This is a genomic window from Priestia sp. YIM B13486, assembly GCF_042787865.1.
GTDB classification, from domain to species: domain Bacteria; phylum Bacillota; class Bacilli; order Bacillales; family Bacillaceae_H; genus Priestia; species Priestia megaterium.
Genome location: NZ_JBHZOZ010000001.1, coordinates 770,523 through 787,627, shown reverse-complemented (window position 1 = coordinate 787,627; position 17,105 = coordinate 770,523). Strand labels below are relative to the sequence as shown.

The following is a 17,105-nucleotide window of genomic DNA, read 5'->3' as shown; positions in this document are numbered from 1 at the left end:
TTTAATAATATAGTAAGGGTCGTGACAAGCAAAGGAAGGAGTATATACCTGTAAATATGTAAGCGTTTTCTAATTATATGACTTCATGGGGGGCTAAATATGCTTAGTATGATTGGATTAATTGGAGGATTATTGCTGCTCATTGTATTAACGATGAGAGGCATGAATTTATTTATAGCAGGTCCGCTCAGTGCTTTAGTTGTTGCGTTAACAAGCGGAATGCCTTTATTTCCACAGCTGGTGAAAGAAGGGGAAGCAAATTTTGTTGGAAATTACATGTCTGGTTTCACAGGATTTATTGCTTCTTGGTATTTAATGTTTCTATTGGGCGCCGTCTTTGGAAAAGTGATGGAAGACAGCGGGGCTGCTGATAGTGTTTCTCGCTGGATTGTCAGTAAACTAGGAATGAAAAGAGCAGTGTTGGCGATTGTACTTGCCTGTGCGGTCTTGACATACGGAGGAGTCAGTTTGTTTGTAGTAGCATTCTCTGTCTATCCAATGGCTTTGAGCTTATTCAAACAAGCCGATTTGCCGAGGCGGTTTATTCCTGCTGCTTTAGCATTTGGTTCCGTTACGTTTACGATGACCTCGGCTGGGTCGCCTGAAATCCAAAACTGGATTCCAATTGAATATTTGAAGACTAGTCCGTATGCAGGATGGGAAGTTAGTTTAGTTGTAGCAGTAGTGATGGCTGTATTCGGCTACTGGTGGTTAAAGCGCTTGATTTCAAAAGCAGTTAAAAATGGAGAGCGTTTTATATCACGCGAGAAAGATCCAGTAGTAACGGAAAATCAGTCTCTTCCTAATCCTTTATTAAGTTTGCTTCCGCTTGTGGTCGTGCTCACTATTTCTTTTGCACTTCATAAGCCACTTCAGCAATCTGCGCTGATTGTCGCACTTTTAAGCGGGATCATTGTCACTTATATTGTGAACCGAAAGCATTTTAAAGGATTTTGGAATGCAGCTTCAGAAGGAACGCTGGGTGCGTTAATTGCTATTGGGAATACAGCCGCTGTCGTAGGTTTTGGAGGAGTTGCTAAGGCTGTTCCCGCGTTTGGAGTGGCTGTAGATGCCATGACGCATATTCCAGGAAGTCCGTTGATCGGAGGAGCTATTGCCGTGAGTGTTATCGCGGGGATGACAGGTTCGGCTTCAGGAGGTCAGGCGATTGCTTTGCCAATTTTAGCACCTCACTATCTAGATGCTGGTGTAAATCCAGAAGCTCTCCATCGCGTAGTAGCTATTTCCTCTGGAGTACTAGATTCCTTGCCTCATAATGGTTATGTCGTAACAACCATTAATTCTATTTGCGGAGAAACTCATAAAGATGCGTATGGATCAGTTGCAGCAATGACGGTGATTGTGCCGCTTGTTGGTCTTGTACTTGCGATCATCCTGTTTTCTTTTGGATTTGGCATTTAATAATAGCAGCTAAAGAAAGCAGGGGCTGGGATAAAAGTATTTTAGTTGAAGGAAGATCCGAACGATGAATCGTTCGGATCTTTTCATGTTTATGGTGAACGTAGATTTCATTTGTTTAGGTGCTTCTAGCTGCGGAGTGGAGGGCAAGACAAAGACTCCTGAAATAGGTGAGACCCCGCATGAGTGTAAGCAACGAGGAGGCTCATCGGCTGCCAGCGGAAAGAGAAGTCTTGCACGGGAATCAACAGCGGTGTAACCAAGAGATTCATACTAGCGCATTTATTCTATTTGTTCGTCTTTAAATTGGATTGATTTAATTATGTCTCAATCCCTTTTTTGTTTGGCCGTCGATGTATGTTTTTGGGAGAAGTTGTTCATATATAAGAATGAAAGAGAGGATTTAGCAATAAAGCAGTGCTGCATTGCAGAAACTTTTACAAAATCCCTTGAACAACTTGCAGTTTACGAACATATTATTTACAATACAAGGTAGTATGATGTAAAAACTATGATAAGGAATAGTAGTGAACGAAGCGAGCTAAGAGAGCTGACGGGTGGTGCGAGTCAGCAAACGAGCGTTCATGAACTCACCTTGGAGTTGTAAATGTGAAGTAAAGTAACATTTGCCGTCTATCCGCGTTAAGGAAAATGAGTGAGTACATAATTGTGCTAATTTGGGTGGTACCGCGGGAAGTTTATTCAACCTCTCGTCCCTTTGTTTGAGGGATGAGGGGTTTTTTAGTTTAATTAAATACAGCTGGAGCGTACAAGGAGGATTATGTATGGCTTTTAATCATGAAAAGATCGAACAAAAATGGCAAAAAGTTTGGGAAGAAAATAAAACATTTAGAACAACAGAAGATGAAGGAAAGCGTAAATTTTACGCATTAGATATGTTCCCTTATCCATCTGGCGCTGGTTTACACGTTGGGCATCCAGAAGGTTATACAGCAACGGATATTTTATCTCGTATGAAGCGTATGCAAGGATACAATGTACTTCATCCGATGGGATGGGATGCATTCGGACTACCTGCTGAACAGTATGCATTAGATACAGGAAACGACCCGGCTGAATTCACTGAACTTAACATTAATAATTTCCGTCGTCAAATCAAATCGTTAGGTTTCTCTTACGATTGGGAGCGAGAAATTAATACAACTGATCCAAACTACTACAAATGGACGCAGTGGATTTTCTTACAGCTATATAAAAACGGCTTAGCTTATGTGGATGAAGTAGCTGTTAACTGGTGTCCTGCTCTAGGAACGGTACTTGCGAACGAAGAAGTTATTGACGGCAAAAGTGAGCGTGGGGGACATCCGGTTGAGCGTCGTCCAATGAAGCAGTGGATGCTTAAAATCACCGCTTATGCAGATCGTTTACTAGAAGATTTAGATGAGCTTGATTGGCCAGAAAGTATTAAAGAAATGCAGCGCAACTGGATTGGCCGCTCTGAAGGAGCTCACGTGCACTTCACAATCGATGGATACGACGACACATTTACTGTGTTCACAACGCGTCCTGACACGCTATTTGGGGCAACGTATGCCGTTTTAGCACCTGAACATCCGTTTGTAGAAAAAATTACAACAGCCGAACAAAAAGAAGCGGTAGAAGCGTATTTAGATCAAATTAAAAGCAAAAGCGATTTAGAACGTACAGACTTAGCTAAAGACAAAACTGGCGTATTCACTGGTGCTTATGCAATTAACCCTGTAAACGGCGAGAGAATGCCAATTTGGATTGCTGACTATGTTCTAATGAGCTATGGCACAGGTGCAATTATGGCTGTTCCGGCTCATGATGAGCGTGATTATGAATTTGCTGTTAAATTTGAACTGCCGATTAAAGAAGTAGTAGCGGGCGGAGACGTTTCAAAAGAAGCTTATACAGGCGACGGCGAGCACGTTAATTCAGACTTCTTAAATGGTTTAGATAAAGAAGAAGCAATTTCAAATATGATTCAGTGGCTTCAAACAAATGAAAAAGGTGAAAAACAAGTAACATACCGTCTGCGTGACTGGTTATTCAGCCGTCAGCGCTACTGGGGTGAACCAATTCCTGTTATTCACTGGGAAGACGGCACAACGACTGCAGTTCCTGAAGATCAACTTCCGCTTGTGTTACCAAAAACGACTGAAATCAAACCGTCAGGCACAGGTGAATCTCCGTTAGCAAACATTGATGACTGGGTGAACGTTGTAGATCCGGAAACAGGCAAAAAAGGGCGCCGCGAAACAAATACAATGCCTCAATGGGCAGGCAGCTGCTGGTATTACTTACGCTACATTGATCCAACAAACAGTGAAGCGTTAGCAGATGCAGATAAATTAAAAGAATGGTTGCCGGTTGATATTTATATCGGTGGAGCTGAACACGCTGTTCTTCACTTATTATATGCTCGTTTCTGGCATAAGTTTTTATATGATATCGGCGTAGTTCCAACAAAAGAGCCGTTCCAAAAACTGTTTAACCAAGGTATGATTCTTGGAGAAAATAACGAAAAAATGAGTAAGTCAAAAGGTAACGTTGTAAACCCAGACGAGATCGTAGAAAGCCACGGTGCAGATACGCTTCGCCTTTATGAAATGTTCATGGGGCCTTTAGATGCGTCAATCGCCTGGTCAACAAAAGGGCTTGATGGTGCACGCCGTTTCTTAGATCGTGTATGGCGCTTACTTGTTGACGATAACGGTGAATTAAGCAGCAAGGTTCAAGAAAGCAATGACACTACGCTTGAACGCGTGTATCACCAAACGGTGAAAAAAGTAACGGAAGATTACGAAGGCCTCCGTTTTAATACAGGTATCTCTCAGCTTATGGTATTCATCAATGATGCATACAAAGTTGACGTGCTGCCAAAGCAATACGTAGAAGGATTTGTGAAGCTATTAGCACCAATTTGTCCTCATACGACTGAGGAATTATGGAGCAAACTAGGTCACGAAGATACAATTTCGTATGAGGCTTGGCCTGCGTTTGACGAAGCAAAACTTGTAGATGATGAAGTGGAAATTGTCGTTCAAATTAACGGTAAAGTACGTGCGAAAGTAAACGTACCTGCTGAGGCATCTCGTGAAGAGCTTCAAGATATTGCAATGGCTAATGAAGATGTTCAAGAGTTCATTGAAGGTAAGACAGTGCGCAAAGTGATTGCTGTGCCTGGTAAATTAGTAAACATCGTAGCTAATTAAGTATTGATGTAGAACAGAACCCCTGACAGTTCTTTAGTCAGGGGTTCTGTTCTAGACCTAAGCGCCTGATGTCCACCTTTCGGGTTGACATCAGGCGCTTAGTCAAACCTTTAACTACGATTGGAAAAGCTTAGGCAGGCTGCTGCTTAAGCTTTTCTTATTTAGTGGCATAAAGGTATTTGAATTTGCTACAATAGCGATAGCAAGCTGAATGAAAGAATAGAGAGGAATGACGAAGATGGAAGAAGTAAAAGTAATTACGCCTGAAGAACTTCAAAAACGCGTTGAAAATGGAGAAGAACTTCATTTAGTTGATGTGCGCGAAGATGAAGAAGTAGCAGAAGGAATGATTCCCACTGCTAAACACATTCGTATGAATGATATTCCAGGTAATGTGGATTATTTCGATAAAGACAAAGAATATATTTTCATTTGCCGTTCGGGCCGCCGCAGTGAAAACGTATGTTACTACCTTCAAGAACAAGGATATAAAGTAACAAATATGGTTGGCGGTATGTTAGAGTGGGAAGGAAAAACGGTTAATAAATAAAAAGAGGCTGGGACAAAAGTATCTTAGCTGAAGTGAAAAATGAACCATTGATCAACATGTTTGATTAGTGGTTCATTTTTTTTGTTTCGTTTCTTCTAGCAGTTGATTGGAAGGCAAGGCGAAGACTCCTGCGAGAAAAGCGGAACAGGTGAGACCCCCCAGGAGCGCAAGCGAGGAGGAGGATCACTGGCCGCCCGCGGAAAGCGAAGTCTTGCAAGGAAATCAACTGCCGTGTTACAAGCGGTTCAGCTCATGTATCCCATTTGTTCGTCTTTAGATTGAATTCATTTCGTTATGTCTTAACCTCTTTTTTGAATGAAACTTCTGCCAACCGACTAAAATGATAGCAGGAAAACAAATGATGACTAAATCTATAAAAGCCCTCATAAAAATAGAGGTAGTAAGAGATTGAAAATCTGTACAAAAACCATCATCAAGAGAAACAGTCCATTCTGATTGAAACAAATTTGATAGGACAAGGTGGTAGAAGCTGTGATACAAGTAAAAATGTTTGATAAAGAGCATGAAAAAGATTTAGAATTTGCGGTGAACCGATTTTTACGGAAATTAGAGGATGAAGACGTCGTTGATATTAAATACCAAGTGACAGTGGATGTTGATCGTGATGAGCAGGTGTACTGTTTTTCAGCCATGGTTATGTATAAAGCCTAGCATATTATGCTAGGCTTGTTGCAAATTCTCCTGCATTACTTCCAGCCAAACGGCCTGTTACAAGAGCAGAAGTGATATTGTATCCTCCAGTGTATCCATGGATATCAAGAATTTCCCCGCAGAAGTAAAGGCCTTGCATAAATTTCGAAGACATTTCTTTTGGGTGAATTTCTTTAACAGATACGCCGCCTCCTGTGACGAATGCTTTTTCTAAAGAAAGCGTGCCGTTTACAGCAAATTCAAATCGTTTGCACAGTCTTGCAAATTCTCTCAGTTTCTCATGCTGAAGCTGTCCTGCTAGCGCTTGGCTATCAATGCCTGCCTGCTCGAGTAAAAACAATAGATAACGTTCAGATACAAAACCTTTTAAGACATTTTTAATTGCTTTTTTCGGTTCTTCTTTTGTTGTTTTGACTAATTGTTGAAAAATATCTTCTTCGTTTTGGCTAGGAAATAAATCAAGAGACATTTGAACAGTGTTGCTTTTTTGTTTCTTTAACTCTTTAACAACATATTGGCTGCAGCGAAGAGCGGCAGGGCCAGAGATGCCAAAGTGAGTGAAAATCATATCCATTTGATGAGTAATGACAGGCTTGCCTTTTTTATTAAGCACGCTTAGTCCTACATTGCGAAGCGATAGACCTTGAAGCGTTTTGGTTTTAATAAAGTGTTCGCTAGATGTAATAGGAACTTCTGTTGGGTAAAGCTCAGTAATTTTATGCCCCGCATCTTTTGCCCATTGATAACCGTCTCCTGTCGAACCTGTATGAGGTACTGATTTTCCACCTACTGCAATCACAACGCTTTTCGTTTGGATTGCTTCCCCGTTTTGAAGCACAACTTCTTTCACGGTGTTGTTCTCATAGTGTACGCGTTTAACGGCTGTGTTTGTGCGAATTGTCACGCGAAGACGGTGAAGTTCGCTAATTAATGCGTCAACAACAGATTGCGCTTTATTGCTGACCGGAAACATACGGCCGTGATCTTCTTCTTTTAATTTAATTCCAAGGCCTTCAAAATAAGAGATGATATCTTCGTTATTAAAAACAGAAAACGCACTGTATAAAAAGCGTCCGTTTCCTGGAATGTGTTTAATAAGTTCATCAATGGGAAGACGGTTTGTCACATTACAGCGTCCGCCTCCAGAAATGGCAAGCTTTCGTCCCAGTTTATTGCCTTTATCAATTAATAATACGTTTGCACCTGACTCACCAGCTGCAATCGATGCCATCAAACCAGAAGGTCCTCCTCCGATTACGACTACATCATATATCATACTTTCACCAACCTGTCTATTCTTAAAAAATTTTAGTTTGTTCACTGACAAATCTCTCAACATTGGATAAAATGGGCTATAGTCTTTGTTTTTCTAGTTTGTTGACGAGTGCGAGTGAGTATAAGACCTTTCTTAGTGTATACTGTCACTTGCTTCTTTTCAATTCTATCATTATTATCAGTATGTAACATTAAGTATCGGAGGCAAACGTATGTCTGATTCAAAATTGTTAAGAGGGACCTTTGTGCTGACTCTTGGCACCTATGTATCCCGAATCTTGGGAATGATTTATTTATTTCCATTTGCGATCCTTGTTGGAACCGTAGGGGGAGCACTGTTTGGTTACGGATATAACCAATATGCTATTTATTTAAGTATTGCTACAGCCGGTATGCCAATGGCCGTATCGAAATTTGTATCAAAATATAATGCACTCGGTGATTACTATACGAGTAGAAGAATGTACCGGGCCGGCATGAAATTAATGCTTGTCACAGGAATACTTGCATTTTTACTTTTATATTCATTAGCTCCTGTTATGTCTAGAATTACACTGGGAGGTTCTGATTTAAATAACTCCTTAGAAGATGTAGTAATGGTTATGCGAATGGTTAGTGTTGCGTTAATTGTAGTACCGATGATGAGTTTAATGCGAGGATTTTTCCAAGGTCACCAGTCTATGGGACCAACAGCTGTTTCACAAGTAGTTGAACAACTTGTGCGGGTTGTCTTTTTATTGGCATCTACCTATATCGTCATCAAAGTTGTCCACGGGAGTCTTGCATTAGCCGTTGGATTTGCTACGATGGGGGCTTTTGTAGGAGCTCTTGCTGGATTGGCTGTATTAATTTGGTACTGGAAAAAACGAAAGCCTTATCTTGATAAAATGGTGAACGAGCAGACGGTAACGCCTACGCGTATTTCTACCGTATCCATTTTTAAAGAGCTGCTTACGTATTCATTGCCATATGTCTTTGTCAGCTTGGCTATTCCGCTTTATCAGTATGTGGACCAATTCACATTTAACCGTGCAATGGTAGCGGCTGGACAAAAAGAAATAGCAGAGTCAATGAACGGAATTGTTCAGTCTTATGTTCCAAAGCTTGTGATGATTCCCGTTTCATTAGCTACTGCGTTCGGTTTGACTCTTGTACCAACGATTACACGTTCCTTTGTGAATAAAGATTATAACGTACTGCAAAAGCAAATTGATCAAACATATCAAACGATTATGTTTCTTGTGCTGCCAGCATCTGTAGGATTAATGGCTTTAGCTGGCCCAGCCTATACGTTTTTCTTTGGAACAGATGCATCGGATGCGGGTGGGAATGTCTTGCTTTACTATGCACCGGTAGCTTTATTGTTCTCATTTTTTACGGTGAATGGAGCTATTTTACAAGGAATCAACAAACAAAAATATGCTGTTTTAAGTCTATTATTTGGATTGATTGTGAAAATTGTCGTGAACGTTCCATTTATTCTTATGTTCCACGAGATTGGTTCAGTTTTAGCGACTGCACTAGGCTATATCGTATCTCTTGTTTATATGTTTGCGCTTATTCAAAAACACGCAAAATATAACTACAGTGAGTTTATAAAACGCTCTGTGCTTATTCTCATTTTTGTTGCGATTATGGGAATCAGCGTAAAAATTGTCGCAGCAGTGATTGGTCTGTTTACAACGCCAGGACGATTCTCTGCCACTGTTATTACGATTATAGGAGCAGCAGTAGGCAGCCTTATTTACTTTATTATTACCTATCGTACAAGCCTGCTTGAAAAAGTAATGGGAGCGAGGGTAACAGGTGCAATTGAACGAAAGATACTGCGCCGAAATAAACAGCGCAGTGCCTAAGAAGATGACTCGTTAGAGTCATCTTCTTTTCAAAAAAGAGGAGGATATTACATGCGTTTGGATAAATTGCTTTCTACCATTGGGTACGGAAGCCGAAAAGAAGTTAAAGGTCTTTTAAAGACTGGGGCTGTTAAGGTAGACGGTACAGCAGTTAAAGATGCTAAGGTCCACGTTAATCCAGATGAACAAGAAATAACTGTGCATGGCGAAGCCGTTTCTTACCGAGAATTTGTTTACTTTATGCTTCATAAGCCGCAAGGCGTCATATCAGCGACAGAAGATTCTCTTCATGAAACAGTTTTGGACTTGCTTGAACTTGATGATGCTGTGTATAACCCATTTCCGGTAGGGCGTTTAGATAAAGATACAGAAGGGCTCTTGCTGCTGACGAATGACGGTCAGCTTGCACATCAGCTGCTATCTCCTAAAAAGCACGTTCCTAAAACGTATTTTGCAAAAATTAATGCACCGGTGACTGAAGAAGATGCTGAAGCATTTAGGCAAGGTGTCACTCTTGATGATGGATATGTAACAAAATCAGCAGAGTTAAAGATACTAACAAGCGGTGTGGAATCAGAAATTGAATTAACGATCGTTGAAGGGAAATTTCATCAAGTGAAGCGTATGTTTGAAGCAAGAGGAAAAAAAGTAACGTATTTAAAACGTTTATCTATGGGAGCTTTGCTATTAGACGAGTCGTTAGATTTAGGAGAGTATAGGGAGTTAACGGAAGAAGAACTAGCTTTATTGCAAAACTCAAATGCCTAAGAAGAGGCGAAAGAAAAAGGAACCTAAGTCTAAAATGGTTCCTTTTTTTTGTCCACTTTGTTAGACAAGTGAAACATTTCACGTTAAAGCACTTAAACGAGTACCAACTCTGCTTGACGTGCAAATGGAGCGGGGGACTATGCACTCGTCCAAGTCTTGACTTTCTACTGCGTAGAATTTTATCTCTATATATAAATCACTTACTACCCTTGAAATAAACTTACTAGGATGACATCTTGACCTTCTTTTGCGTAGTCGTCCATGTACCGCGACTTGGGCTGCGAACTAAATCATTATATGCTAACACATTCAAGTCACGCTGAATGGTTCTTGGTGTAATACCAAATTCGTCTACGAGCTCTTGCGTTGTAACTGTTCCATTTTTACAAATGAACATATAGACCGATTTGATACGAGTTAGCATTCGATTAGTTGAAGGTTTCAAAAAACCACTTCCTTATTCGTTTTTCGTAAGGCACAACTTCTTTATAACTCTGAGATGTCAAGCACTATTTCAGTCCTTATCCTTATTGTACACAAAATCGACAGAAAAATAAAAGAGAAAACGCAAATTAACACAATATTTACAAAAAATGATATAAATATGTAATCCTTTCGTAACATCTCCTTCCTCTATTTGCACATTTTTTATAGTATATGTAAACAATAAACAAATAGAATCCGTTTTTATCGATTGTGCCTACAATTTATTTCCCGGAATTTTGACTCTGTAAACCTTTGATATGAAAGGAAAGAGACAATTATTTCTTTCTATATAAAGGTATGATAAAGTTAAATTTACCAATAGTAATGATAGATACAATCTGTAAAAGCAGGAAAAGGAGACAAACAGATGACGGCAATTAATTGGAAAGAGGAAGTTCAAAAAAGAGAAGCTGAAATTCTAGCTGAGACGCAGCGTTTTCTACAAATTAAAAGTGTTTTGACAAGCACAGAAAAACAAGAAGAGCCATTTGGACCTGGAATTGCTCAAGCGCTTGACTTTCTTTTAAATAAAGGAAAAAATGACGGGTTTTCCGTCAAGAACGTAGACGGATATGCTGGTCATATTGAAGCAGGAGAAGGGAAAGAACTTCTTGGCATTCTTTGTCACGTAGACGTTGTTCCTGAAGGAGACGGGTGGTCGGTTGATCCATACGGCGGTGAAATAAAAGACGGGAAAATTTTTGCTAGAGGAGCAATCGATGACAAAGGCCCGACGATGGCTGCTTATTATGCGATGAAAATTGTGAAAGATTTAGGGCTTCCTCTATCTAAACGGGTTCGAATGATCATTGGAACGGATGAAGAAAGTGACTGGAGATGTGTGGACCACTACTTCAATCATGAAGAGATGCCAACTATGGGGTTTGCGCCCGATGCGGATTTTCCTATCATTTTTGCTGAAAAAGGCATTACAGACGTAGAAATTCGCCAGCAGCCAATTGAAGGAACAAAGGGAAGCGTTCAGCTTACATCATTTGTCTCTGGGCGACGCTACAATATGGTTCCTGATCTTGCAACAGCTGTTCTTGAATTCCATAGTGAAACGGATATTAAAAATAAATATGATCAATTTTTAAAGGATCAGTCTTTAAAAGGTTCAATAACAGAAAAGAGCGGTGTATACACACTTACTTTAGAAGGCGTTTCAGCACATGGCAGTGTGCCTGATAAAGGGAGAAATGCTGGACTTACGCTTCTTCGCTTTTTACACACATTAGAACTTGATGAACAAGCTAATCAGTTTGTAGGTTATGCAAATGCGTATTTAGTTCAAGATGCACTAGGAGAAAAAATGGGCTTAAATCGCAAAGATGAGGTCACGGGTGATTTAACGATAAATGTTGGAATCATGTCTTACAATCAAGAAGAAGCGGGGCACTTTGGTTTAAACATTCGCTATCCTGTATCAGCTCATATTGACGACATTATTGATACGATTACAGAAAAAAGTGAATCTTATCAAATGACCATCAAACATTTTACAGATTCTAAACCACATCATGTCGATCAAAAACATGAGCTTATTCAAACGCTTCAAAAGGTTTACCAAGAACAAACAAATGAAGAACCTACACTTATTTCAATTGGAGGAGGAACGTATGCCAGAGCATTGGAAGCGGGGGTGGCATTTGGACCTCTTTTCCCAGGCCGTGAAGAAGTAGCGCACGAAAAAGACGAGTACATGGTAATTGAAGATTTACTTCGTGCAACAGCTATTTATGCACAGGCTATTTACGAATTAGCTAAATAAAAAAAGCGAACGCCTTTGCGTTCGCTTTTTTATTATTCAAATGAGAATAGGTCGCTTGATAAATAACGTTCACCTGTATCGCAAGCAATACATACGACCACTTGATCAGGAGATAATTTTTTGGCTACCTCGATAGCAGCATAGCACGCAGCGCCAGATGAAGGACCGACTAAAATTCCTTCTTCAGAAGCCAAGCGTCGCGTAATATCGTAGGCTTGTTCATCTTTAATTTTTAAAATTTCGTCGTAAACATCTACATTAAGCGTATCAGGAATAAATCCAGGGCTTGTTCCTACAAGCTTGTGCTTCCCAGGTCTTCCTCCAGATAATACAGGAGACCCAGCTGGTTCCACAACATGAACGGTCATATTTGGGTAGTTTTCTCTTAGTACTTCACCAGTTCCTGTAATCGTTCCGCCTGTTCCAGCAGTAGCAACAAAAGCAGATAAGTCTTTGCCTAACTCGTTCATTGCCTCGATAATTTCTTTAGCAGTCGTTTTTCGATGAGCGTCAGGGTTTGCATTATTTTCAAACTGCATGGGCATAAATGCATTTGGAATTTCTTTTGTAAGCTCTTCTGCCTTGCGAATTGCTCCAGGCATTTTCTCATCGCCCGGTGTTAGAACAACTTCAGCACCATATGCTTTTAACAAGTTAATTCGTTCTTGAGTCATGGTATCTGGCATAACTAAAATAGAACGATAACCTCTTGCCGCTGCATTCATTGCTAAGCCAATACCTGTATTTCCGCTCGTTGGTTCAATAATAGTAGAATTTTCATTGAGCAAGCCTGCTTTTTCAGCTTCCACGATCATATTAAAAGCAGCACGGTCTTTTACACTACGGCTTGGATTAAAAAATTCTAGTTTTAAGTAAACGGATGCTCCATCTGCAGGTTGAAGACGATTCAACTTAACAAGAGGTGTTTCGCCAATCAAATCAGCCATATTGTTAACAACTTTCATTTTTCTCATCCTTTTCTTATAAAAATTCTCTGTATTGTTTCTATGATAACACAAATTCTTATTTTTTAAGCACATGACAAATTTTCAGAAAAACCTCTCTATTTTATCCGAAAAAACCTTTAAAATAGATCTAGCTCTTTTTGAACATAACCAATTGGGGAAAGATAATAAAAAGAAAAGGAGCGATTTGATGAAAGGCGATAAACATTATTTTATTGGAATCAACGTGCCTGTATCCATTGCACATCAGGCAGAAAATTGGGCAAAGGAATTAATACCTTTTCCTTTCAAACAATGGACATACCCTGACGATTATCATATAACGCTACAATTTTTAGGGTTTTTAGATGACAAAAAGGAAAAGCTGATTACGCGCTTAAAAGAAGTAGCCTCCCGTCATTCAAGTTTTTCGCTGCAGACAGGTCAGTACGATGTGTTCGGTGCGTATAACAAGCCTAGAGTGCTTTATGTAAGCCTTAGGCCAAATGATAAGCTTATGAATCTGCAAAGGGATATACAGGCCGTATGGGAAGATCTAAGCGGCTTATACGAAAAACGTCCTTATCGTCCTCATATTACGATTGCAAAGAAGTGGGGAGGGGAAGCCGGACTTTTGGAAGAACAGTTAAAGCAAACGTCGATTGAAGAACAGTTTCAAGTAAGTTCATTTGCCCTTTTTGAAGTTCATCCTGCTAGCAAACCTAAATATAAAAAAATACTATCTTTTTCCTTGCAGTCACAGTAGCATATGAACATACAAGCATGGAGAGAGGTTATTTAAAAATCGCTCTTATCAAAGGAAAGAAAACGCCGATGATAATAGAGAAATCATCGGCGAACAAAGTTTTAGAGGAATTTTAATTAGGGGATTGATGTAAACGTGGCGCAGCTACTTAAGGTGCAAGATTATATTTCCCGTTATGAAAAAGACGTTTATCACTACACGTCTCAGTTTAATCACTTAAAAAAGCATAATTGGAAGAAAGCAAAGCAATTATTTGAAGAAGGGCTATTACATGAGCCGCCTGTACAAGAAGAAACAAAAGCTCAACGTTCATTTTTGCAAAAAGCAAAAGAGCGGTTTACAAGAAAAAAAGAAACGTGTGAAGTGGAAGAAGCGTTCTCTAGCGATAGCGTGGAAAATCAAGAGCTATTGAGGTTTACAACTCTTCCACAAACAGCGGAAGACTTGAAAATATTGTTTTTAGAAAATGTATTTGATCTTCAAATGAAATGGGCTACATCCACTTTATTTGAGTTCTCACAAGCAGATCGTAAATATTACCATGATGAAGCTCTCCGTTATTTTATTCAGCGCTTTCCTGATACATGTCTCGTGATGTACAAGCCTGTTTTCCTGATTAATAAAGCTCCGGTAGAAGGAGATATCATTATTGTTACTCCAACGGAAACCCTCTGTATTTGTTTAATAGAAACATATAAAAGTGCTGTTTTTCAGTATTCAAAAGAAAATTTTTGGACAGAGTTAAGAGGAAGAGATCAAAAAAAGATATTAAATCCTTTAATTGGGTTAAATCGAACGGAGCAAATTGTCCGAAGCATCTATCGTACTCACGATATTGAACATAACGTAAAGAAAATATTACTGAGCAGAAATGGATACATTGATTACGCTGCGAAGCCTTATCAGGTTGAATTTGTAGATGCTAGAAAGTATGAAGAATGGTTTTGTGAACTTAGGAAATCTAAAGCACCTTTAAAGTTTAAGCAGATGAAAGCAGCTCAAGTATTGCTCGAACACAGCCAGAGTATTTATTTTGACCGGGAATTCGAAGCAGGTGAATAATACGAACATTCACGCTATGAAAGTGCTTTCGTTTTTGCGTTTACTACATATAATGCTACTAAAGAGGTAATTGGCATAAGGAGGAGAAAAGGATGACTGGTGATAATAAGTTTCAAGCTTATTTAGATCAAATAGATCGTATTACTCTTTTAGTTCCAACTTCTTATCATGAAGGTCAAATTGATTTTTTTGTGATTAAAAGTACACAAATGCATGAGATCATCTCTATTGAAAACGTACATGAATTAGAAGGTTTTATCAAATATGAAGGCAAGGTTGAAGGTAGCATAGAAATTGGACAGTCGTACGTTATCTGTGATAATTACGGAGAGAAAGTTCCGCTGCAGGTAGGGGCCGTTATACGAACCAAAGAGTTTGATGAGAGATTTTATTATAATCAAAATGATTTGGGTGCAGCCTTTTATTCAGATCATATTATGATAAAAATTTGGGCCCCGACTGCATCAGCAGTGATTTTAAAATTAATACATGCAAACAGCGGCAAAGAAGAACTGTACGTCATGGCTCGTCAAAGAAAAGGCGTATGGGAAAAGAAACTTCCCTTAGATAAAGAAGGGTATTATTATCGATTTTTAATAGATGTAAACGGCCGGACAAATGAAGCGGTGGATCCTTATACCGTTGCAGCTACAGCAAATAGTGAATACGGAGTTCTGATAAATCTTCATACAGCCTATGTTCATCCCCATGAAAAGCCACCTTTCCTTCAGCCAACGGATGCCGTTATTTACGAAATGCACGTTCGCGACTTTTCTATTCATCCTTCAAGCGGGATAGAAAAAAAGGGCACGTACCTAGCTGTTACTGAATCAAGCGGGCAGCCAGGCAAAACAACAGGTCTTCATTATTTAAAAGAGCTAGGAGTGACCCACCTTGAATTTCTTCCTATTAACGATTTTGGCGGAGTAGATGAATTAAACCCTCATGCTTCTTATAATTGGGGGTATAATCCATTGTTGTTTAATGTACCAGAAGGAAGCTACTCCGCTGACCCTTCAAATCCTGCCACTCGTATTGCTGAAGTGAAACAATTAATATCAACACTTCATCAACAGGGATTCCGTGTTATTATAGATGTAGTTTATAATCACGTATTTGTACGAGAGGAATCACCTTTTGAAAAAATTGTTCCGGGCTATTATTTTCGACATGATGAGTTTGGGATGCCTTCGAACGGGACGGGAGTAGGAAATGATTTTGCTTCTGAACGGAAAATGGCGCAAAAGTTTATTATCGATTCAGTATTGTTTTGGATAAAAGAGTACGACGTTGATGGGCTTCGCTTTGACCTCATGGGGATTTTAGATATAGAAACGATGAACATCATTCGGGACAAAATAAATGAAATTGATTCTACTATTTTGGTGTTTGGCGAAGGCTGGGATTTAAATACTCCTCTCCCCTATAATCAAAAAGCAATTATGGCGAATGCCCGCCAAACGCCTCAAATCGGCTATTTTAATGATCGCTTTCGAGATTCTGTAAAAGGAAGCACGTTTGATGTATATGAAAAAGGTTTTATCAGCGGAAATATTTATCAAAAAGAGACCGTGCAATCTGTGATAGCGGGGAGCATTCTGGATAAAGAAGACAGCCGGGCTTTATTTATAAATCCAGCACAATCAGTTAATTACGTTGAATCACATGATAATCATACGCTGTGGGATAAGTTAACGAATTCAAATGGAGAAGAAGATGAAGACATTCGTAGAAGTCGTCACCGCCTTGCTACTGCTATTGTACTTCTTTCGCAAGGCATACCGTTTCTTCATAGTGGTCAAGAGTTTTACCGCACTAAACAAGGCGTAGAGAACAGCTATAATTCACCCGATGATATTAATGCACTTGATTGGAATCGACGGATCAAATTTTCTCCTGATGTGAATTGGGTTCAAGAGCTGATTCGTATTCGCAAACAGCACGGTGCATTTCGCTTGGGAGATGCTTCAGCGATTAGGCAGCATGTTTCTTTCCTAAATACGCCGCAATCCGTTATTGGCTATTGCTTATCAAACGTATTGGCTTACGGTCCGTGGAAGAATATTATTGTGTTTTTTAATCAAGGCCTAATGGAAGAAAAAGTAGTTTTGCCAGAAGGACCATGGAAAATAGCACTTGATCATTGTAAAGTATATAAAAATGGGTATCCTACTATAGAGGATAATGCTATAAACGTTTCAAAGCTTAGCGTTCTTATTTTATTTCAAACGTAATTATTGTCTTCAACCACTTGACGAAAAAAGTATGATGGAGATAATATTTATAAAGGATGGCTATTGATACATATCCTCAATAGCCGTCTTTTTTATTTACTA

Annotated in this window: 15 protein-coding genes and 1 other annotated feature; of the genes, 12 read left to right on the top strand and 3 right to left on the bottom strand. The window is 39.4% G+C overall.

The features are described 5' to 3' along the window. Positions 1-99 precede the first annotated feature (99 nt). The 6 genes from ACFX4G_RS03965 to ACFX4G_RS03940 all read left to right on the top strand — a co-directional run bounded on the left by ACFX4G_RS03965 (position 100) and on the right by ACFX4G_RS03940 (position 5,841). The gene (locus ACFX4G_RS03965) at positions 100-1,422 is read left to right on the top strand and encodes a GntP family permease (protein ID WP_377572896.1); all 1,323 of its coding nucleotides are present in this window, start codon (positions 100-102) and stop codon (positions 1,420-1,422) included. 64 nt (positions 1,423-1,486) lie between these two features. Continuing rightward, on the top strand, positions 1,487-1,678 hold the full coding sequence (locus ACFX4G_RS03960) for a hypothetical protein (RefSeq protein WP_377572922.1): 192 nt from the start codon (positions 1,487-1,489) through the stop codon (positions 1,676-1,678). A 243-nt stretch (positions 1,679-1,921) separates the two neighbouring features. Continuing rightward, positions 1,922-2,140, top strand: a binding site (T-box leader). Between the two features lie 64 nt (positions 2,141-2,204). After that, positions 2,205-4,619 carry a leucine--tRNA ligase gene (gene leuS / locus ACFX4G_RS03955; protein ID WP_322552462.1) on the top strand — a complete coding sequence of 805 codons (2,415 nt, stop codon included), beginning with the start codon at positions 2,205-2,207 and terminating at the stop codon, positions 4,617-4,619. 238 nt (positions 4,620-4,857) lie between these two features. After that, complete coding sequence (locus tag ACFX4G_RS03950) at positions 4,858-5,169, top strand: rhodanese-like domain-containing protein (RefSeq protein ID WP_013085250.1); 312 nt, start codon at positions 4,858-4,860, stop codon at positions 5,167-5,169. Positions 5,170-5,271: 102 nt separating this feature from the next. Further along, complete coding sequence (locus tag ACFX4G_RS03945; protein WP_080781547.1) at positions 5,272-5,451, top strand: hypothetical protein; 180 nt, start codon at positions 5,272-5,274, stop codon at positions 5,449-5,451. A 210-nt stretch (positions 5,452-5,661) separates the two neighbouring features. After that, the gene (locus ACFX4G_RS03940; protein ID WP_013059521.1) at positions 5,662-5,841 is read left to right on the top strand and encodes a sporulation protein Cse60; all 180 of its coding nucleotides are present in this window, start codon (positions 5,662-5,664) and stop codon (positions 5,839-5,841) included. Between the two features lie 4 nt (positions 5,842-5,845). On the opposite strand, the gene ACFX4G_RS03935 is transcribed toward ACFX4G_RS03940, so the two are convergent. After that, a complete protein-coding gene (locus ACFX4G_RS03935) occupies positions 5,846-7,117 on the bottom strand; it encodes a BaiN/RdsA family NAD(P)/FAD-dependent oxidoreductase (protein ID WP_043975922.1) in 1,272 nt (423 codons plus the stop codon). A gap of 211 nt (positions 7,118-7,328) precedes the next feature. Between ACFX4G_RS03935 and ACFX4G_RS03930 the strand changes: the two genes are divergently transcribed. Together ACFX4G_RS03930 and ACFX4G_RS03925 are read left to right on the top strand one after the other, a co-directional pair. Next, positions 7,329-8,972: a putative polysaccharide biosynthesis protein gene (locus ACFX4G_RS03930; RefSeq protein ID WP_377572894.1), complete on the top strand. Its 1,644-nt coding sequence runs from the start codon at positions 7,329-7,331 to the stop codon at positions 8,970-8,972. Positions 8,973-9,023: 51 nt separating this feature from the next. Further along, positions 9,024-9,740, top strand: a complete 717-nt coding sequence (locus ACFX4G_RS03925) for a pseudouridine synthase (RefSeq protein WP_097824699.1) — start codon at positions 9,024-9,026, stop codon at positions 9,738-9,740. A 223-nt stretch (positions 9,741-9,963) separates the two neighbouring features. Here ACFX4G_RS03925 and ACFX4G_RS03920 read toward each other — a convergent pair whose 3' ends face one another. Beyond that, positions 9,964-10,185 carry a DeoR family transcriptional regulator gene (locus ACFX4G_RS03920; protein ID WP_013059517.1) on the bottom strand — a complete coding sequence of 74 codons (222 nt, stop codon included), beginning with the start codon at positions 10,183-10,185 and terminating at the stop codon, positions 9,964-9,966. A 408-nt stretch (positions 10,186-10,593) separates the two neighbouring features. Between ACFX4G_RS03920 and pepV the strand changes: the two genes are divergently transcribed. Next, a complete protein-coding gene (gene pepV / locus ACFX4G_RS03915) occupies positions 10,594-11,997 on the top strand; it encodes a dipeptidase PepV (RefSeq protein ID WP_097824698.1) in 1,404 nt (467 codons plus the stop codon). A gap of 32 nt (positions 11,998-12,029) precedes the next feature. Here pepV and cysK read toward each other — a convergent pair whose 3' ends face one another. Next, positions 12,030-12,962 carry a cysteine synthase A gene (gene cysK / locus ACFX4G_RS03910; RefSeq protein ID WP_013085245.1) on the bottom strand — a complete coding sequence of 311 codons (933 nt, stop codon included), beginning with the start codon at positions 12,960-12,962 and terminating at the stop codon, positions 12,030-12,032. Between the two features lie 190 nt (positions 12,963-13,152). Here cysK and thpR point away from each other — a divergent pair, with 190 nt between their 5' ends. From thpR to pulA, 3 genes are all read left to right on the top strand, one after another. Beyond that, complete coding sequence (gene thpR, locus ACFX4G_RS03905; protein ID WP_097824696.1) at positions 13,153-13,707, top strand: RNA 2',3'-cyclic phosphodiesterase; 555 nt, start codon at positions 13,153-13,155, stop codon at positions 13,705-13,707. Positions 13,708-13,842: 135 nt separating this feature from the next. Beyond that, the gene (locus ACFX4G_RS03900) at positions 13,843-14,769 is read left to right on the top strand and encodes a hypothetical protein (protein WP_377572890.1); all 927 of its coding nucleotides are present in this window, start codon (positions 13,843-13,845) and stop codon (positions 14,767-14,769) included. A gap of 92 nt (positions 14,770-14,861) precedes the next feature. Beyond that, positions 14,862-17,003 carry a type I pullulanase gene (pulA, locus tag ACFX4G_RS03895; protein WP_377572888.1) on the top strand — a complete coding sequence of 714 codons (2,142 nt, stop codon included), beginning with the start codon at positions 14,862-14,864 and terminating at the stop codon, positions 17,001-17,003. Positions 17,004-17,105: the final 102 nt, after the last annotated feature.